Below are 18,624 nucleotides of genomic sequence, written 5' to 3' on the forward strand. Positions count from 1 at the left end.
TGCGCAAGGGGCCCGGGCCAAAGGGGCCGAGGTGCGGATCATGCACCTGTCGGACATGGAAACAGAACACGGCTATGATGCAGATGCGCCCGTATCGCCCGACGTGCAGACGTGGCAGGACAATGTCCGCTGGGCTGATCACGTAATGATCGTGCATCCCTATTGGTGGGGCGCGATGCCCGCGCAGGCCAAAGCGGTGATGGATGCGGGGCTGCAATCTGGATTTGCTTACAAGTATCACGGGCGCGGTCTGGGCTGGGACAAGCTGCTTGAGGGCCGGACGGGTGACGCGATCATCACGGCCGATACACCGCCATGGGTCGACACGCTGCTCTACCGCAGTCCGGGCCGCCGCGTGATGCGCAACCAGGTCATGAAGTTCGTTGGCGTGAAGCCCCGCAACGTTGTGATGCTGGGATCGGTCAAACTGGCCAAGCCCGAAAAGATCGCAAATTGGCTGAAGCGGGCCGAGGCAATGGGCGCTGCGGCGGCCTGACCCCTCGCCGCAGTGGACAGGACCGTTATGTATGGGTCATGAAACGCCCCTTGTTCATTGGCTCCGAGATCTACCGCGGATCGTCCTACGGAACGTGGCACCCTTTGCGGGTGCCGCGCGTATCCACCGTCATCGACCTGAGCCGCGCGATGGGGTGGTTGCCAAACGAAGCCTATGTTCCCAGCCCACGTGCCAAGCCAAACGCACTGACCATCTGGCACACACAGGCGTACCTGTCGGCCTTGCACGCGGCCGAAACAGCGCAGCATGTGAGTGATGACGTAAGAATCCGGCACGGTTTGGGTACGTCCAACAACCCGGTCTTTCCCGAGATGTACCGCCGTCCTGCCACGGCAGCGGGGGGATCGCTGTTGGCAGGTGAACTGCTTCGTGACGGAGGCATCGTCTATCACCCAGCGGGCGGCACGCATCACGCGATGCCGGATCGGGCCGGGGGGTTCTGCTATCTCAATGATCCGGTGCTTGCGATCCTTGCCCTGCAGCGGAACGGGGCTGCGCGTGTCGCATATGTGGATATTGACGCGCACCACCCGGATGGGGTCGAGGTCGCCTTTGGCGATGACCCGGATGTGCTGATGATCTCGGTGCATGAGGATGGGTTGTGGCCGCGTACAGGCGCGCTTGGAGCGATGGATACCTTGGTCAACATACCTGTTCCACGACATCTCAACGATGACGAAATGGCCCTGATCCGGGATCAGGTCATTTTGCCCCATGTTGAGGCATTTCGACCGGACGCCATCGTCATTCAGTGTGGCGCCGACGGGGTCGAAGAAGACCCCCAAGCGCATTTGTCCCTCTCCAACACGGCGCATTGGGCCATCGTCCGCGCCCTGATGAACCTCGCCCCGCGGCTGTTGGTGCTAGGTGGCGGTGGCTACAACCCTTGGTCCGTGGGACGTCTGTGGACTGGCGTTTGGGCCACGTTGAACGGGTACGACATTCCCGACCGCGTCACCCCCGACGGCGAGGACGTGCTGCGTGGATTACGCTTTGATGGCAACCGGCGCGGCAAAAACCCACCAGAGCACTGGTTTATGTCACTACAAGACACCCCCCGCAACGGCCCGATCCGGGAAGAGGTGCGACACCGTCTCGCGCAACTCTGATCCCCATTCACTTTGCCAGATAAACTTCGGGGGGAGGCCGCAGGCCGGGGGGCTGGCCCCCCTTCGACCTATCCGCCGTAATCCGCGTCGCTGACCTGTTCCAGCCATGTGGCGGCTGACCCGTCCAGCGCCTCTTGCATGGCGATATGGGTCATGGCGGTGTCCGGCGCTGCACCATGCCAATGCTCGGCATCTGCAGGAATCCAAACCGTGTCACCCGGGCGGATTTCTTGCGGTGTCTCGCCCCGCATACAGATCAAACCGGCCCCTTGGGTCACATGAAGCGTCTGGCCCAGCGGATGCGTGTGCCATGCCGTCCGGGCTCCCGGTGCGAAATGTACGGTAAGCGCATGCAGCCGCGCCGGCGCTTCGGCCGAGATGATCGGATCCTGCCACACTTCACCAGTGAAGTACTCCGGGTTCGCGCGCTGGCTTGGGCGGCTGCCTGCCCTGTACAGGATTATTCTGCCCAACTCACACCCGTGAGGTCCGTGGCCTGCGTGGGTGCGTTGGTCCAGAGACCCTGTACCTCGGCCTTGGCGACGGACAGCTGTGCCAGTTGGAACAGGTAGCCGTTGACCGCATCATTCGCGATCATCTCTTGCGCCTTGGCCATCAGATTGGTCCGCTTATCGGGGTCCGTGGTGCTGTTCAGCGTACTGATCAACTCCTGAAACGCCGGATTGTCGTACTGGAAGTAATAGTCGGGATTGGCATAGATGCCGATATCCATCGGCTCTGTGTGACTGACGATGGTCAGGCCGAAATTCTTGCCGCGAAACACGGTTTCCAGCCACTGCGCCCATTCGACATTGATGATTTCGGCCTTGATCCCAACCTCGGCCAGTTGGGCGGCGATAATCTCCCCCCCGCGACGCGCGTAAGATGGGGGTGGCAGGTGCAACGTGGTTTCAAACCCGCCTTCCATCCCGGCCTCGGCCAGAAGGGCGCGGGCCTTTTCCGGATCAAAGGCAGAACCACCCGTCAGATCGACATAGGCCGGGTTGTGCGGCGCAAAGTGCGTCCCGATCGGGGTGCCATAGCCGAACATTGCCCCGTCAATGATGGCTTGGCGGTCGATGGCATGGGCCACGGCCTGCCTGACACGCAGATCATCAAAGGGGGGCTGTGCATTGTTGGTGGATAGGATCGTCTCGCCTTCGGTCGAACCGACAAGCACCTGAAAGCGCGGGTCGGCTTCGAATTGCGGTAGGTTTTCGGGCGCGGGGAAGCCCGTGAACACGTCCACATCCTCGGCCATCACGGCGGCAAAGGCGGCCGTTGGGTCCGAGATGAACTTGAAAGTGGCTTTGGTCAGGGCAGGTGCATCGCCCCAATACCCGTCGTATTGGCTGATGCTGATGCTGTCGCCCTGCGTCCAGCTATCGAACTTGAAGGGGCCGGTGCCGATGGGTTGTTGCTTGATGTTCTCGATGCTTTCCGGTGCCACGATCACGGCATCACCCCATGCGAGGTTGAACAGCAGGTTGCCGTTGGGCTCGTTCAGCGTCATGCGGACGGTTTGCGGGTCGACCACCTCGACCAAGGCGATGGCAGCATAAAGCGCCTTTTGCGCATTGGCACTGTCTTCGGCAAGGATGCGGTCGAAGGTGAATTTCACATCTTCGGCGTCCATGCCGGTGCCGTCGTGAAAGGTGACACCCTCGCGCAGCGCAAAGGTATATGTCAGCCCGTCATCCGAGATTTCCCAGCTTTCCGCCAGACCCGGCACAACCGACCCATCGCCCATGAAGCGGGTCAGCCCCTCGAACACGTTGGAATAAAGCACCTGGTCGATGGCCCCCGCGGCGGCCGAGGTGGGATCAAGGTGCGGGGGTTCCAATTGCATGGCCACAGTGATGTCTGTTTTTGCCCAGGCCCCCGTCGCGGCAAGGGCGATGGCAGCGGTGGTCATCATCAGTCGGTTGAACATGGCGGTCTCCCCATCGGTGCGTTTCCCCCAGCTTTCCCGCAAACCGGGCACCGTGCAAGCCTTCTGTGCCTTTGATCCGTTTCTTGCGGGTTACGCAGCAGCGCCGACGCCTGCGCAGGAAACGGGTCGGCGCAGGGTCGCGCGGTGCGTAGAGCGGGCGCCTGAACACAGATTTCCGAAAGGCAGAAAACATGCGACTGAAAGACAAAACGATCATAATCACCGGTGCAAGCAGCGGGATCGGCGCGGCCGCAGTCCGGCTGTTTGCGCAAGAAGGCGCAAACGTGGTTCTGGGTGCCCGACGGGCCGACAAGTTGCAGGAGATCGTGACCGAGATTGAAGCCATAGGCGGGCACGCTGCCTATGCTGCCGGAGATGTGGCTGATCCATCTGTTGCCAACGCACTTGTCGATACGGCCATGGCACGCTTTGGCGGTCTGGATGGTGCATTCAACAATGCCGGTATGGTGGGTGAGATGGGTCCGGTCACCGACATGACGGATCAGACATGGGCTGATGTCATCCAGACCAACCTGACCGGCGCATTCCTGTCCGCTCGCGCCCAGATCCCCGCGCTGGTCAAGCGGGGCGGGGGCGCTTTGGTGTTCACGGGATCATTTGTCGGCCTCGGCAATGGCGGGATGCCCGGTATGGCGGCCTATGCCGCGTCCAAAGCCGGGTTGGTGGGCCTTGTCCAATCACTGGCCATCGACTGGGCCGGGCGGGGTATCAGGGTGAATGCGGTCTTGCCCGGTGGCACACGCACGGCCATGGCGGGTGACGACCCTGACACCATCGACTTCGTAGCGGGATTACACCCGATGAAACGGCTGGCGGACCCCGAGGAAATTGCGCGCGCGGCCCTGTTCCTGCTGTCCGATGACGCGTCCTTTGTCACTGGCGCACCGCTGATTGCGGACGGCGGCATGTCCGTGCGTATGCTGTGACGTCACGGCCCGGGGTGGTGACATTGCGGCCCCGGGCCTGCTATGGGCGCGCAAAGACCCAATGCGAAGGACATGGACATGAGCGCCACAGCCCGCAAAACCGCACCCTTGCCTGACGATATCCGGGCCATGAAAGGGGGCACGCCGATTGTCAGCCTCACGGCCTACACCACCCCCATGGCACAGATGATGGACACCCATTGCGACTTTGTCCTTGTGGGTGACAGCGTAGGCATGGTGCTGCATGGGCTGCCCTCGACCCTTGGCGTGACGATGGACATGATGGTGATGCATGGCAAGGCGGTAGCTCGCGGTCTGACATCCGCCATGATGGTGATCGACATGCCCTTTGGCAGCTACGAAGAAGGGCCGGAACAGGCATTCCGCAATGCCGCGCGGCTGATGGCCGAGACGGACGCAGGCGCCGTCAAGCTTGAGGGTGGCGTGGCAATGGCGGATACCATTGCGTTCCTTGTGGCACGCGGCATTCCGGTCATGGCCCATATCGGCCTGACCCCCCAATCGATCAACACGCTGGGCGGCTACAAGGTACAGGGCCGCGGCGATGCGGCTGCAACCCTGATTGCCGATGCCAAGGCCGTAGCAGACGCGGGGGCATTTGCCGTCGTGCTTGAGAAGGTGCCGGAAACCCTCGCCAATCAGATCACGCAGGCTATCGACATCCCGACCATCGGCATCGGTGCCTCTGCCGGATGCGACGGGCAAATCCTGGTTGTCGATGACATGCTGGGCCTGTTCACTGCTTTCAAAGCCAAGTTCGTGAAACGCTATGCCGAGCTGAGCGTGGACGGCGAAGCCGCCATCGCGGCCTATGCCGAGGACGTGCGCGCGCGCCGCTTCCCCGGACCCGAACACGTGTTTGGTGACGCAGTGCCCGGAGCCAAGACATGACGGCGCCAATCGTGCGTACATTGGCCGAGCTGCGCGAGATGACACGGAGCTGGCAACGCTCTGGCGAAACCATCGGCGTTGTGCCGACAATGGGCGCGCTGCATGACGGCCACCTGAGCCTCGTGGCGCGGGCCAAGGACATGTCGGATCGGGTGATCGTGACGATCTTTGTGAACCCCAAGCAGTTCAACAACCCAGAAGACCTTGAGAATTATCCGCGCACCGAACACGAGGACGCGCGCAAACTGGAACGGTTCTCGGTCGACGCGATCTATGTCCCTGACGGGCCGCAAATGTACCCGGACGGGTTTGCGACGAACATCAGCGTAGACGGGCTGACCAACGTTTTGTGCGGTGCGCACCGGCCCGGGCACTTTGACGGGGTCGCAACGGTGGTGACCAAGCTGTTCACCCAGACATCGGCCGATCTGGCGTTCTTTGGCGAAAAGGACTTCCAGCAATTGCAGGTGGTGCGACGGTTGGCGCGCGATCTGGATCTGGGGGTCGAGGTGGTGGGTTGCCCGACCATTCGCGAGATTGACGGGCTGGCCATGTCTTCGCGCAACCTGCTGCTGTCTGATCAGGCACGTGGCCGGGCGGCAGCGCTGAATGATGTCATGGAAGAGATGGCCGAAGCGTTAGGGCAGGGGACGTCGATTGCCGACCTGTTGCCGGACGCGCAGGCGCGGCTGGCAGCGGCCGGGTTTGGTGAGATCGACTACCTTGAGATGCGCACCAATGACACGCTCACCATGATCGAGCAGGCCAGCCAACCCGCGCGGCTGTTTGCTGCAGCCTGGATGGCCGGTGTCCGTTTGATCGACAATATCGACGTGCCGGTGATCGCCAAACGCTAACTAGTCATCGAGCTTGGACAGCCGCGCGCGAAACCAGGTTTCGAGCGCGGTTTGCGACATGGCCCCGGTCACCACGTCGACCACCACGTCATCGATCCGATCCCCAGTATGGATGGCCAGATCGTAGCCGCTGTTGAGGCACAGCACTTCTGTCGTCAGCCACGCTGTGCGCTTGTTGGCATCATTGAAGCCATGGGACGTCGCCAAGCCATGCAGCAGGGCCGCGGCTTTCTTGTGAATAGGCAGGTGATAGCCGTGATAGGGACGGCCAATCGCACCCAGAATACTGTCGAGATTGCAGATACCCGGCAACCCGCCGAACGCCTCAAGTGATTGCTCATGGGCCTCAAGAACGTCGCCAAGCTTGACGCGATAGTGCCGCTTACCGATTGGCGAGCCGCTGCAGGGCGTCCCTGTTCTTGCTGATTGAACTGCGCACAACCTTGGGGGTCTTTTTGCCCGAAGCATGCTCGGACGTGTCCCCACCTTCCTTGCGGACGGTGAACTTTCCGGCGTTTTCACTGCGGGCAACGGTTGCGCTGTTTGTCTTGGTCATATCTGCAAGTGTCCTTCCACATCAGAAAATGCACATCCGGCGACAACATATCAAGGGATCTTAAACCGGACGTAATCCGCAGCCACGGTTTGGCTTACGGCAAGAGCAGGGTTTCGAGCGCGTGACCCATCACTTTGGCACTGTCGAGCATATCGGTGATCCCAACCCATTCATCGGGCTTGTGGGCCAGTTCCAACTCGCCCGGACCATAGGCGATGCAATTGCGCAGCTTGCCGATCCGGTCGATATGTTTTTGATCATAAGACCCGGGGGAGGCGACATAGGTGGGTTCGACCCCCAATACGCTTTCAATGGCGGCATGGACTGTTTCCACCACGGGTGCAGATTTGTCCGTCATCGACGGTAAAACCACGTTCAGCTCGCGCATTTCGTATTCAAACCGGTCTCGTGAGGCTTTCAGCCCTTCAAGCAGCTCGACCACTTCACCGCGCACCTGTTCAACGTTTTCTTCGACCAGAAAGCGACGGTCGATCACGATGCGGCAGCTGTCCGGCACACAGTGGGCGGGAAGGCCATCATAGTCTTCGGCCTGTTCCGGTTGACCGCCATGTATCGAATTGATGTTCATCGTGGACTGCCGCGCGCCATCCGGCACCACGGGCATTTCGGTGTGTCTGCTGGCCATGGCCGGGTAGAGGTCACTTTCGAACTTGTCCAACACGGCCCCCATGTGCCGCACCGCGCAATCACCGAGAAATGGCATGGAGCCATGGGCAATCTCGCCCTTCGTTTCAATCTCGGCCCACCAGCCGCCGCGATGACCCAGGCAAATGCGGTCCTTGTTCAGGGGTTCGGGGATGATGACATGCTGGACCCGCTCGGGCGCGAACAGACCCCTTTCAGCAAGGTAAGCCACGCCGCCATAGCCGCCCGATTCCTCGTCCGCTGTTGCACTGATTTCAATCGCACCCGCATAGTCGGGGTGTTCTTCGATAAATGCCTCTGCCGCGATGATCGAGGCGGCCAGCCCGCCTTTCATGTCGCACGCACCCCGGCCATAGATCTTGTCGCCCTCAACCTCTGCCCCGAACGGATCGCGGGTCCATCCGTGGCCCACCTCGACCACATCGTGGTGGCTGTTGAAATGCACACATTCCCCGGCACGTGTCCCTTCGCGCCGCGCCACCACGTTCCAGCGCGGATAGGTGTCGCTGTCGCCCGGTGTGCCATGAGCCCGGATCATCTGCACATCGAACCCGTGCCCCTTCAGCCGATCCCCGACCAATGCGCAGATGTCGTGATAATGCCGTCCCGGCGGGTTCAGCGTGGGAATGCGGATCAAATCCTGTGTCAACGCGATCAAAGCGTCGCGGTGACCGTCGATGCGAGCGGAAAGGGTCATGGCCCGAGTGTTGAGCCGCAGACGTCAAATGGCAAGGGACGTCCCAGCTCAACCCGGCCCTTCGGGGAGGATTTTTTAAAACAGGGAAGTGTCAGAGTTTGCCCAATGGGACCTTGAGCGCCATGTCCCCCTCGTCATCACGCGGGATTTCACCGGCGCGCATGTTCACCTGTAGCGCGGGAATGATCAGGCTTGGCATCGCGAGCTGTTTGTCCCGTTCCGTGCGAAACTTGATGAAATCCTCGCGCGTTTTGCCGCCACCCACGTGAATGTTCTTTTCCCGCTCTTCCGCCACTGTCGTCTCCCACGCGATTGCGCGCCCGCCGGGGCCGTAATCGTGGCAGATGAACAAGCGCATGGCATCGGGCAGGGCCAGAACGCGCATGATACTGTCGTAAAGTTGCCCGGCATCCCCACCCGGGAAATCCGCGCGCGCCGAACCGCCATCCGGCATGAATAGCGTATCGCCGACAAAAGCAGCATCCCCAATGACATGCACCATGCAGGCGGGGGTATGACCGGGCGTGTGCATGGCAAAGCAGGTCATGGCGCCAACCTCGTAGCTGTCGCCGTCTTCGAACAGCGCATCGAATTGCGACCCGTCGCGTTGGAACTCGGTCCCTTCGTTGAACACTTTCCCAAAGGTGTCCTGCACATCGGTGATCTTGGCGCCGATGCCGATTTTCCCGCCCAAAGCCTGCTGGATGTAGGGTGCCCCCGACAGGTGATCGGCGTGGACATGGGTTTCGATGATCCAGTCGAGCCGGAGGTCATTGGCGCGTATGTGGGCGATGATCTTATCGGCACCATCGAAATTCAAAGCACCCGCGGCATAGTCTATGTCCATCACAGCATCGATGACCGCACAGGCCCGCCCGCTTGGTTCCTGCACGACATAGGAAATCGTATTCGACCGCTCATCAAAGAACGGGGTGACTTTCGGGTGACAATTCATATCGGGTGTCATGCCCTGTCCTCCTTTTCCACCGGGCCGCCTTGCGCTTCCCAGGTCGAGAAACCTTCGCGCAGATGCCCCGCCTCAAATCCCATGTCCTTCAATGTGGCGACGGTCAGCGCCGATCGCCAGCCCGAGGCACAATGAAACAGGTATGTTTTGTCAGCCTGACCGAACACGTCCTTGAAGTAGGGGCTGTTGGGGTCGACCCAAAACTCGATCATGCCGCGCGGCGCATGGACCGATCCGGGGATGTATCCACTGCGCTGACGTTCGCGAATGTCCCGGATATCGACGATAACGACGTCAGGATTATCCACTGACTTGATGGCATCCACCGTCTCAACCTCTTTGATGCGGGCGCGCGCATCGGCGACCATTTTCGCGGCAGTTGTCTTCAGGCCCATCGGCACCTCCGTTTGAACATGGGAACTGTGCCAGCAGCTTTCTGTGGCGGCAAGGCCAGTAAGCGACCCGTAATGTGGATTATGTAAAATTATGCAGCCGGGGTGGACGCCCAAGCCTCGTTCGGGTCATGTGCCGTTAACAAGGAAAGGGCCAGCCATGGGCTTTGTCATACCGCTTCCGCAGCAAGCCTCTGTCGCTGTTGCAGGGTCAGAAGACCGCTTCCCGGTCCGCCGCATCTTTTGCGTTGGACGGAATTATGCCGCCCATGCGCGCGAGATGGGCAAGGATCCCGACCGTGAGCCACCGTTCTTCTTTACCAAACCCGCGGACGCCGTTGCCGACAGCCCCTGCACCATTCCTTATCCGCCGCTGACGGCAGACCTGCATCACGAGATCGAGTTGGTCATCGCCATCGGTACCGGAGGCGCAAACATCCCGGCCGATGCCGTCATGGATCACGTCTGGGGCGCCGGTGTGGGCATCGACATGACGCGCCGCGATCTACAGGCCGAAGCCAAGAAAATGGGCCGCCCATGGGACTGGGCAAAAGCGTTTGATTTTTCCGCCCCCATGTCGCCGCTTGTGCCGCTGGTGGATGTTCCCAGCCTGACCGCTGGGCGTATCTGGCTCGCCGTGAACGGAGAGATGCGGCAGGATGCAGACATTTCGGACCTGATCTGGCCCGTCCGCGATCACGTGGCTTACCTATCGCAAGCGGTGACGCTGGCCCCGGGCGACCTGATCATGACAGGTACCCCTGCCGGAGTGGGCGCTGTCGACCCGGGAGACGTAATGACCGGGGGCGTCGCTGGGATCGGAGAGGTCGAAGTGACTGTCGGGTCTCGAGGCTAAAGTCCCGCCAAAACCTCTTTCAAACTGCGGCGTGCGCCGGTTTGCAGATACTCCATGGCCCGCAAGGACGCCTCGTGCGCCTCCAGACTTGATCCGGCGACGCAATCCTCGATCACGCGGCAGAAATAGTCGTGCTGGTGCCCGTCAACAAAAGTGTAGTGCACACAGACATCGGTCAGCCCGCCGACCAGCAGCAAAGTGTCAACCTTGAGACCTTTCAGCAGGATCTCGAAATCCGTCCCGAAAAAGGCCGAATAGCGCCGCTTGCGGATCACGTAATCATCCGGACGCACATCCATTTCCTTGACCGCCAGCGCCGTGGCCGGGTTGTTTTCAAGACAGTGCACATCCTCGTCCCCGTCCAGTTCGCGGCCAAAATCGACCATGGACGGATGGTGGACCTCTTGGATGAAAATCACCGGCACGTCTGCGGCGCGCGCGGCGTCAATCGCGGTACGTGCAGCCAGCATACGATCCTTGTAGCCGGGCATATTGTCGATCGACCGCACTTCGCTGTCGTCGATAAATGTACTGGCCTGAATGTCGATCACGATCAGAGCCGCACGGCCCTCGATCAAAGCACGCGGTGTCTTGCTTGCGTTTGCCATCAAACGGCCTGCGTTGCATTGATGGCGCGTTTCCAACGGCCATAGCCCGCTTCACGCGCATCTTCCGACATCTGCGGATCAAACCGTGCTTCGCGTGCCCATGTGGCAGCGAAGCCTTCGGTATCCGGGTAGATGCCAGCACGCATGCCGGCCAGCCATGCCGCCCCCAGTGCCGTTGTCTCGAGCCCGGCAGGCCGATCTACCGGCGCGCCCAGCATGTCCGACAGGAATTGCATGGCCCAGTCATTGGCGCTGAGCCCGCCATCAACGCGCAGCACTGCATCGCCCGCATCGGGCCAATCCGCCCGCATCGCTTCCCAAAGATCGCGGGTTTGGAAGCCAACGCTTTCCAATGCCGCGCGCGCCATGTCGGCAGGCCCCGTATCCCTGGTCAAACCGAAGGTGGCCCCACGGCAATCCGGGTTCCAATACGGGGCACCCAGACCAGTGAAAGCCGGAACGAGAGTCACGTTCCCACTGCCCTTCTCGGCCAGCGCCTGCGTTTCGGCTGCACTGGCAATGATGCCCAACCCGTCACGCAGCCACTGCACCACGGCCCCGGCGATAAAGATCGATCCTTCCAGCGCATAGGTCGGCTTGCCATCCAGCTGATAGGCCACGGTGGTCAGCAAACGGTTGTTCGAAGTCACCGGCGCATCGCCCGTGTTCAAGAGCGCAAAGCAGCCCGTGCCATAGGTCGATTTCAGCATGCCTGGCTCGAAACAAGCCTGCCCGATGGTCGCTGCCTGCTGGTCGCCCGCCACGCCATAAATCGGCGTCTCGCCACCCAGCAAATCCGTCACGCCAAAGTCAGATGCGCAATCGCGGACCTCGGGCAGCATCTCCATCGGAATGTCGAGCATGGCGCACATCTCGGGGCTCCAGGCGCCCTTGTGGATGTCGTAAAGCATGGTGCGTGCGGCATTGGTCGCATCGGTGACATGGGCCGTGCGGCCCGTCATGTGCCAGATCAGGAAGCTGTCGACCGTGCCGAACAGCAGCTTGCCCGCCTTGGCCCGATCCCGCGATCCCTCATGCTGATCAAGGATCCACTTCACCTTGGTTGCACTGAAGTACGGGTCTAGCAGCAAACCGGTGATCGCCGTCACCTGGTCGCCATGCCCTTCGGCCCGCAACCCTTCGCACATCTGCGCCGTGCGGCGGTCCTGCCAGACGATGGCGTTGTGCAACGGCTCACCTGTTTCCGCATCCCAGATCACGGTTGTTTCGCGCTGGTTGGTGATGCCGATGGCAGCAATGTCCCCTGCCCCAAGACCTGCCTTATCCATAGCCGCCTTGCACGTCGATTGCACAGTGGCCCACAGATCGGCGGGTTTGTGTTCCACCCAGCCACTGTTCGGGAAATGCTGCTTGAATTCTTCCTGCGCCGAGGCGACAGGCTGCATGTTCCCGTCAAACACAATCGCACGCGAGGACGTGGTGCCCTGATCGATGGCAAGAATATGGGTCATGCAGCGTTTTCCTTCATCCAGTCGTCCACGGCGGTGCGTTCTTCTGCACTCAGGCGCAAACCAAGTTTGGTCCGCCGCCACAATGCATCATCACCCGCCACCGCGTATTCGTGGGTCATCATCCATTTGAGCTCGGCTCCGGTCAATGTGGCACCGAAAGCGGGCCCCAGATCCTCTGCCGATTTAGCGTCGCCCAGCACGTCCCACGCTTCGGTGCCGTATGCCCGGATCAAGCGCGCGGCCCATTTCTGGTCAAGAAACGGGTACTCAGCGACCAGCTTCGATGTCAGCGACCCGACCTCGACCACCTTAAAATCCCCGCCGGGCAGCGCGACACCAGCGGTCCAGGCATCGCCCAGCCCCATCTTGGCCAGGGCCTTCTCTGCCAGCTTGCGATAGGTTGTGATCTTGCCGCCAAAAACGCTCAGAACCGGCGGTCCATTCTCATCCAGCGCCAGCACATAATCCCGCGTCGCAGCCGTGGCCGAAGACGCGCCATCATCATAAAGGGGACGCACGCCTGAATAGGTCCAGACGACATCTTCTTGCGTCACCGGCTTCTCGAAATACTCAGACGCAAAAGCGCACAGGTAGTCGCGTTCCTCATCGGTGATTGCTGGCTTGGTGTCCGCATCCGTATGCTCGGCATCGGTGGTGCCAATCAGGGTGAAGTCCTGCTCATACGGAATGGCAAAGATGATCCGTCCATCAGTGCCCTGGAAGAAATACGCCTTGTCGTGGTCATAAAGCCGCTTGGTCACGATGTGTGAGCCGCGCACCAGCCGGATGTTGTGCTGCGAGTTTTGCCGCATCACACCGGTCAGAATGTCGGCCACCCATGGCCCACCTGCGTTGACCAGGGCCTTGGCGCGATAGGTTCCCTTCTCGGTCTCGATCCGCCAAGTATCACCATCCCGCGTGGCCTCCTGAACCGCGCAGCGGGTCAGGATGGTCGCGCCGCGCGCCTCGGCATCGCGGGCATTCAGCATGACCAGCCGTGAATCCTCGACCCAGCAGTCACTATATTCATAGGCCATCTTGAAGCGTGACTTGAGGCCCTTGCCCTCGGACGCGGTGGTCAGGTCCAGCGTCTTGGTCCCCGGCAGGATCTCCCGCCCACCCAAATTGTCATACAGAAACAGGCCCAAACGGACGAGCCATGCAGGCCGCCGCCCTTTCTCGATCCACGGCATCACAACGCGCAACAAACGCGAGGTCGGCGTGTCACTGTCAAACCGCATGTCGGGGGCGTAGGGCAGGACAAAGCGCATGGGCCAACTGATATGCGGCATCGCCTTCAGCAGCACCTCGCGCTCTTTCAGCGCGGATTTCACCAGCCCGAATTCGAAGAACTCAAGATAGCGCAGCCCACCATGAAACAGCTTGGTCGACGCAGACGAGGTTGCGCCCCCCAGATCACCGGCCTCGGCCAAGGCAACACTCAGGCCACGGCCCGACGCGTCACGGGCAATCCCGGCGCCATTGATGCCGCCACCAATCACAAACAGATCATAGATTTTGTCGTCCGACACGCCCGCGTCCTCCGGATGGGTACGGAGTCCTCTTAAAACCATAGTAGGCAGTGATCAATCGTTAGCGTTAACGTTGCGGCGTGATGTCCTTGAGGCCCAACAGAACGGCCGCCCCGATCATAAGGCCACCGCACACCCGGTTGATGGCCGTCATGGATCGCTGTGCAAAACGGGCGGCCACCCGGTCCCCGGCCCAGCCCCACAACAGCAGCGTGGCACCGTCCACGACAAGATACGTGGCCCCAAGGATCAACAGCTGCGGCAGGATTGGCGCATTGACCGTGATAAATTGCGGGAACAGGGCCGCAAAGAAGACAACGGCAAACGGGTTGGTCATCGAGGTTATGAATCCAAGGCGAAACAGCCGAACCGGATGGGCAGCGCTATCCGCACGCCCGCGCCCACTCTCCCCTCGGGACATCATCATCCGCAGCCCGATCCATACCAGATAGGCCACGCCCAACCACTTGATGACACCAAAGGCCGCCGCAGACGTGGCAATCACCGCAGCAAGACCAAAAGCGGCAGCCGTCATCTGGATCACGTTCGCACTCAAATCACCGGCAATCACCCAGACAGAGCGGCGCAACCCGTGCTTCATCGCATTTGCAATGATCAAAAGCTGGCTGGTATCCGGCGGTGTGGCAAAAAACACCGCAACAGCCGCGAGGTACAAAAGATAGATCTCGACACTCACACCCGCGCGGCCTGCGCCAGGTCAGCGCCAAAGATCGTGTCGGCATGGTCCGCCAGGTAGATGCGCAGCCATGGCGTAAAACGATCAGGATGACGGGCCACCGTGGCCATCAGATCGTGGTAGTCGACCCATTTGTATGCCATGACCTCATCCGGGTTCGGCGCAACGCGCAGATCGCCCCGGGCGTGGCCCAGATAGACCTCGACCACCTCATGCTCAATCAACCCATCACCCACATCGGCGCGGTACTCCAGATGGTGGCGATGCTCGAGCGGCACGCCAGTCACGCCCAACTCTTCATTCAGGCGGCGGGCTGCGCATACCGAAGGCGCTTCGTCCCATTCGGGATGCGTGCAACAGGTGTTCGCCCACAGGCCCGGCGTGTGATACTTACCCATCGCGCGCTGCTGCAACAACACCTCGGTGCCACGCACAACAAAGACCGACACGGCCTTGTGCTTCAGACCGCGCTGATGCGCCTCCAGTTTTTCAACCGGAGTCAACGCGCCGTCGACCCAGGCCGGGATCATGATCGTCATACGTGGTTCGCCTTCACCAGCCCGGTCAGGTGGGCCATGTTCTTGATACCGATCTTCAGATGCGCCATGGGCCGCGCCTTGACCAGCTTCTTGTTCATATACGCCTCGAAGGTCAGACGCTGCACATCTATGTCGTGACAAAGTGACACAAAGCGTTCGCGCCGGTCGTCACTGCGATAATAGGCATTCTGCATCGACGCCAGAACCCGGAACACAGTCTTGTGCTCGCGCATGAACAGCTTGCGCGCCAGTTTCAGGTCCTTGACGCGGCCCGACGCCAGCATAGCCGCACAGGCCGTCGCGGCCACTCGGCCCCCAACCATGGCATAGTAGATGCCTTCGCCCGAGGACGGGGCCACGACACCAGCCGCATCCCCAGCCAAGACAACATCCTTGCCGTTGTCCCAACGATCCATCGGTTTCAGGGGTATGGGTGCGCCTTCCTTGCGCAAGGTCTCGCACTCGTCCAGACCGGATGCAACGCGCAGCGCCGCCGTCGCTTCCTTGAGGTTCACAGACGATTGCTCGGACCCCATCCCAACGCTTGTCGTGCCACCATGCGGAAACACCCAGCCATAGAAGTCGGGCGATATGGACCCGTCATAGATCACGTCACAGCGCATCGGATCGTAGGTGTCGGTTGCCTCCGGAGCCTTGATGATCTCGTGATAGGCAAAGACAAGCGGCACCTTGTCCGCGCCCTCGACCTCGGCCTGCCCCACGCGGGACTTGGCGCCATCGGCTCCGATCACCAGCTTGCACGGCAGTTCGCGGTGTTCCTGCGTTTCCTTGTCACGGTAGATCACCACTGGATGCCCATCGGGTCGGTCGATACGCACAAACGTACCGGTGAAATACTCAGCCCCCGCATCGGCGGCGCGCTGGCGCAGGAACGGATCGAAATCCTTCCGATCGACCATCCCGACATACCCGTTCTCGATCGGGATATCGACGCGACGACCCGTGGGGGAAATCATGCGGGCCGTCGTGACTTTGGTCAGCAACTGCTCTTCCCCGATGTGAAAATCCTGCATCAGCCGGGGCGGAATGGCACCACCACAGGGTTTGATCCGCCCCTCGCGGTCCAGCAGGGCAACGGAATGGCCTGACCGCACCAGATCCTCGGCTGCGGTGGCCCCGGACGGCCCACCCCCCACAACAACGACATCATACATCAGATCATTCCCCCGGAACCAAGGTTACATCATAGGTCTCTGCCGCCCGCATCACGCGAGAGGCGACCAGAGCGGCGCACAGGAACAGCGCCGCTTCGAATGTGAAAACCGTGCCATAAGCAGCAGCGTCGGGCAGGATCAAACGGGTCAGGTCCAGCATGCCCGTGGCGACCAACCCAGCCAGACCCGCGGCAATGGCCTGCGCCGCACCAAAGACACCCATGCGGGTGCCGGTGTTGCGCGCATGGGCGGCGGCCAACTGCATCATTGAACCGACCGCGCCAACGACAAACAGCCCGTTGCCCAAGCCCAGCACAACCGTCGACGGCACCAGCGGCAGACCGGTCCCCAGACCCAACAGGCCAAGCGCCGACAGCACACAGCCCGTCACAGCCCAAAACCGCAGGCTGCCAATCCGCAGATGCGACAGGACCCCCGCCGCAATCATCCCCATCAGGGCGGCCCCATCCTTGCCGCCCGACAGCTTGGTGCTGTCCTCGGGGCTCAGGCCATGCACATGACCGGCAAAAGGCTCGAAGATCAGTTCGGACAGGTAAAACGCGAGGATCGACAGAAAGACAAACCCGGTAAACTGGCGCGCCGCGGGGTCAGCCCATGTGCGACGCAGGGCTGCAATCAATGGCGTATCATCCGCCTGATGCTCGAATGCGGCATGGCTCTCAACACCGATAGTTGCGATCACAGACAGAAGGAAAGCCACCGCACAAACCGCCGCGACAACCCATACCAGACGATCCGGGCTGTAAGGCTCCAGCGCGATGCCGGTCCCGACAGAGGCAAAGATCGCGCCGGCAATCAGCAATAGCCACGCCAACGTCGCCCCTGCCCCTTTGCGCGGCCCGGTCACGCAGGCCAGAAGCGCAAGGAACGATGTGCCCGCCGCTCCGATCCCAAGTCCAATCGCGGCATAGGACAGAAGCCAAACGGCCAGTGCCAAAGGCACCGAAGTCTCGGCAAGCAATATGCCCCACGCCGCGCCAATCACACCCAGAGCAACAACAGCAATGCCACCAAGAATAAAAGGCGTTCGCCCACCCTTCACATCCGACCGATGGCCCCAAACAGGCCGGGTCAACTGCACACCATAATGCAGAGCGACCAGCAGACCGGGCAGCAAAGCGGGCAAGGCCAGCTCGACCGTCATCAGCCGATTGAACAGGTTCACGGGCAGCGCGGCCAGCCCTCCGATGGCGGCATTCACCAGACACAGACGCACCAACATGCCCCAGCCAGCAATCATGCCAGCCCCCGCAGTGCAAAGGCGGCAATCATCATGCCGGAGACATAGAGCAGCACACCCGTGCCATTGTACCAAGGCGCCTTCGCCTTGGGATCACGGAACATAATGGTCATGGCCCAGAATTGCAGCAACAGGACCAAGGCAACCCCCGCCGCATGGGCGGGCCGATCCCACAGGGCCAAAAGCGCAATCACCACAGCCTGCGGCACCGCCATCACGGCACAGGCCACCTGTGCCGCGCGACGCGGACCAAGCGTGACAGGCAGGGAATTGACCCCCATCTGCCGGTCGCCTTCCAGCGCTTTGAAATCATTCAGGGTCATAATGCCATGCGCGCCCAGCCCATAGAGGAGCGCCACCAGCAACACCTCGCCGCGCGGTGCGCCTGCACTCAGCACGGCGGCGCCAGTGATCCAGGGCAAAGTCTCATAGCTCAGACCGACAAGGCCCGGACCCCACCAGCCCGACCGCTTTAGGCGGACAGGTTCCGCCGAATAAGCCCACGCGGCCAACACGCCCGCAATCGTCGCGGCAAAGCCCCACGGACCCAATTGCCAACCGACAAACAAGGACAAAGCGGACATTGCCAACGCAATCCACAGCCCCCATCGCCCCGGGATACGACCCGATGGGATCGGGCGGTCGGGTTCATTGATGGCGTCCACATGCCGGTCGCACCAGTCATTTGCAGCCTGAGACATCCCGCACACGATAGGGCCCGCCAAAAGCACACCCAGCAAGATCAAAGACCACTGCCCCGCCGGGGACGCCCCGGATGAGATGACACCACACAGATAGGCCCACATCGGCGGGAACCACGTGATCGGTTTGATCAGGCGCAGGGCCGCCGCAGGCTCGGGAAATCGGCGCGCAGGTAAAGGGTGGCTGACATCCATGTGTCAACTATGGCTGACACTTTGAGTCGGTGCAA

Annotated in this window: 21 protein-coding genes; 6 read left to right on the forward strand and 15 right to left on the reverse strand. The window is 61.3% G+C overall.

The window, feature by feature from the left end; genetic code table 11:
- Both Q1A51_RS23665 and Q1A51_RS23670 read left to right on the forward strand, forming a co-directional pair.
- The coding region (locus tag Q1A51_RS23665; protein WP_299671589.1) for an NAD(P)H-dependent oxidoreductase at positions 1–496 on the forward strand (496 nt) is incomplete at its 5' end.
- A 38-nt stretch (positions 497–534) separates the two neighbouring features.
- Positions 535–1,626: an acetoin utilization protein AcuC gene (locus Q1A51_RS23670; RefSeq protein WP_299606301.1), complete on the forward strand. Its 1,092-nt coding sequence runs from the start codon at positions 535–537 to the stop codon at positions 1,624–1,626.
- Positions 1,627–1,694: 68 nt separating this feature from the next.
- Here the strand turns inward: Q1A51_RS23670 and Q1A51_RS23675 are convergent, their stop codons facing one another.
- Both Q1A51_RS23675 and Q1A51_RS23680 read right to left on the reverse strand, forming a co-directional pair.
- Positions 1,695–2,090, reverse strand: a complete 396-nt coding sequence (locus Q1A51_RS23675) for a cupin domain-containing protein (protein WP_299606399.1) — start codon at positions 2,088–2,090, stop codon at positions 1,695–1,697.
- Positions 2,087–3,559 (reverse strand): ABC transporter substrate-binding protein, encoded by a 1,473-nt coding sequence (locus Q1A51_RS23680; RefSeq protein ID WP_299606304.1) that lies wholly within the window; start codon positions 3,557–3,559, stop codon positions 2,087–2,089. The genes Q1A51_RS23675 and Q1A51_RS23680 overlap by 4 nt, the downstream gene beginning before the upstream one ends.
- 191 nt (positions 3,560–3,750) lie before the next feature.
- On the opposite strand from Q1A51_RS23680, the gene Q1A51_RS23685 reads away from it, so the two are divergent.
- From Q1A51_RS23685 to panC, 3 genes are all read left to right on the forward strand, one after another.
- Entirely contained in the window at positions 3,751–4,506 is a 756-nt protein-coding gene (locus Q1A51_RS23685) for an SDR family oxidoreductase (protein WP_299606306.1), read from the forward strand.
- A gap of 78 nt (positions 4,507–4,584) precedes the next feature.
- A complete protein-coding gene (panB, locus tag Q1A51_RS23690) occupies positions 4,585–5,418 on the forward strand; it encodes a 3-methyl-2-oxobutanoate hydroxymethyltransferase (protein ID WP_299606308.1) in 834 nt (277 codons plus the stop codon).
- Positions 5,415–6,275 (forward strand): pantoate--beta-alanine ligase, encoded by an 861-nt coding sequence (gene panC / locus Q1A51_RS23695; protein WP_299606310.1) that lies wholly within the window; start codon positions 5,415–5,417, stop codon positions 6,273–6,275. The genes panB and panC overlap by 4 nt, the downstream gene beginning before the upstream one ends.
- On the opposite strand, the gene Q1A51_RS23700 is transcribed toward panC, so the two are convergent.
- The 5 genes from Q1A51_RS23700 to Q1A51_RS23720 all read right to left on the reverse strand — a co-directional run bounded on the left by Q1A51_RS23700 (position 6,276) and on the right by Q1A51_RS23720 (position 9,556).
- Entirely contained in the window at positions 6,276–6,587 is a 312-nt protein-coding gene (locus Q1A51_RS23700; protein ID WP_299606312.1) for a Fic family protein, read from the reverse strand.
- Positions 6,588–6,657: 70 nt separating this feature from the next.
- A complete protein-coding gene (locus Q1A51_RS23705; protein WP_299606314.1) occupies positions 6,658–6,831 on the reverse strand; it encodes a hypothetical protein in 174 nt (57 codons plus the stop codon).
- A gap of 94 nt (positions 6,832–6,925) precedes the next feature.
- The gene (locus Q1A51_RS23710; RefSeq protein WP_299606316.1) at positions 6,926–8,194 is read right to left on the reverse strand and encodes an acetylornithine deacetylase/succinyl-diaminopimelate desuccinylase family protein; all 1,269 of its coding nucleotides are present in this window, start codon (positions 8,192–8,194) and stop codon (positions 6,926–6,928) included.
- Between the two features lie 91 nt (positions 8,195–8,285).
- Positions 8,286–9,161 carry an MBL fold metallo-hydrolase gene (locus Q1A51_RS23715; RefSeq protein ID WP_299606318.1) on the reverse strand — a complete coding sequence of 292 codons (876 nt, stop codon included), beginning with the start codon at positions 9,159–9,161 and terminating at the stop codon, positions 8,286–8,288.
- Positions 9,158–9,556: a rhodanese-like domain-containing protein gene (locus Q1A51_RS23720; RefSeq protein ID WP_299606320.1), complete on the reverse strand. Its 399-nt coding sequence runs from the start codon at positions 9,554–9,556 to the stop codon at positions 9,158–9,160. Before Q1A51_RS23720 ends, Q1A51_RS23715 begins: the two co-directional genes overlap by 4 nt.
- A gap of 157 nt (positions 9,557–9,713) precedes the next feature.
- Here Q1A51_RS23720 and Q1A51_RS23725 point away from each other — a divergent pair, with 157 nt between their 5' ends.
- Positions 9,714–10,409 carry a fumarylacetoacetate hydrolase family protein gene (locus Q1A51_RS23725; protein ID WP_299606323.1) on the forward strand — a complete coding sequence of 232 codons (696 nt, stop codon included), beginning with the start codon at positions 9,714–9,716 and terminating at the stop codon, positions 10,407–10,409.
- Here Q1A51_RS23725 and Q1A51_RS23730 read toward each other — a convergent pair.
- From Q1A51_RS23730 to chlG, 8 genes are read right to left on the reverse strand one after another with little or no spacing between them, the layout of a single operon-like run.
- Entirely contained in the window at positions 10,406–11,017 is a 612-nt protein-coding gene (locus Q1A51_RS23730) for a cysteine hydrolase (RefSeq protein WP_299606325.1), read from the reverse strand. The two genes, Q1A51_RS23725 and Q1A51_RS23730, sit on opposite strands and share 4 nt — an antisense overlap.
- The gene (gene glpK, locus Q1A51_RS23735) at positions 11,017–12,489 is read right to left on the reverse strand and encodes a glycerol kinase GlpK (protein ID WP_299606328.1); all 1,473 of its coding nucleotides are present in this window, start codon (positions 12,487–12,489) and stop codon (positions 11,017–11,019) included. Before glpK ends, Q1A51_RS23730 begins: the two co-directional genes overlap by 1 nt.
- Positions 12,486–14,063, reverse strand: coding sequence for a glycerol-3-phosphate dehydrogenase (gene glpD / locus Q1A51_RS23740; protein WP_299606330.1), 1,578 nt, complete (start codon positions 14,061–14,063; stop codon positions 12,486–12,488). Before glpD ends, glpK begins: the two co-directional genes overlap by 4 nt.
- 25 nt (positions 14,064–14,088) lie before the next feature.
- Positions 14,089–14,718, reverse strand: coding sequence for a LysE family translocator (locus tag Q1A51_RS23745; RefSeq protein WP_299606332.1), 630 nt, complete (start codon positions 14,716–14,718; stop codon positions 14,089–14,091).
- The gene (idi, locus tag Q1A51_RS23750) at positions 14,715–15,257 is read right to left on the reverse strand and encodes an isopentenyl-diphosphate Delta-isomerase (protein ID WP_299606335.1); all 543 of its coding nucleotides are present in this window, start codon (positions 15,255–15,257) and stop codon (positions 14,715–14,717) included. The genes Q1A51_RS23745 and idi overlap by 4 nt, the downstream gene beginning before the upstream one ends.
- Positions 15,254–16,432 (reverse strand): geranylgeranyl diphosphate reductase, encoded by a 1,179-nt coding sequence (locus Q1A51_RS23755; RefSeq protein ID WP_299606337.1) that lies wholly within the window; start codon positions 16,430–16,432, stop codon positions 15,254–15,256. Before Q1A51_RS23755 ends, idi begins: the two co-directional genes overlap by 4 nt.
- Before the next feature lie 4 nt (positions 16,433–16,436).
- Positions 16,437–17,693, reverse strand: coding sequence for a PucC family protein (locus Q1A51_RS23760; protein WP_299606339.1), 1,257 nt, complete (start codon positions 17,691–17,693; stop codon positions 16,437–16,439).
- Positions 17,690–18,589, reverse strand: coding sequence for a chlorophyll synthase ChlG (gene chlG / locus Q1A51_RS23765; protein ID WP_299606341.1), 900 nt, complete (start codon positions 18,587–18,589; stop codon positions 17,690–17,692). Before chlG ends, Q1A51_RS23760 begins: the two co-directional genes overlap by 4 nt.
- Positions 18,590–18,624: the final 35 nt, after the last annotated feature.

The organism is uncultured Tateyamaria sp., assembly GCF_947496075.1.
GTDB lineage: Bacteria > Pseudomonadota > Alphaproteobacteria > Rhodobacterales > Rhodobacteraceae > Tateyamaria.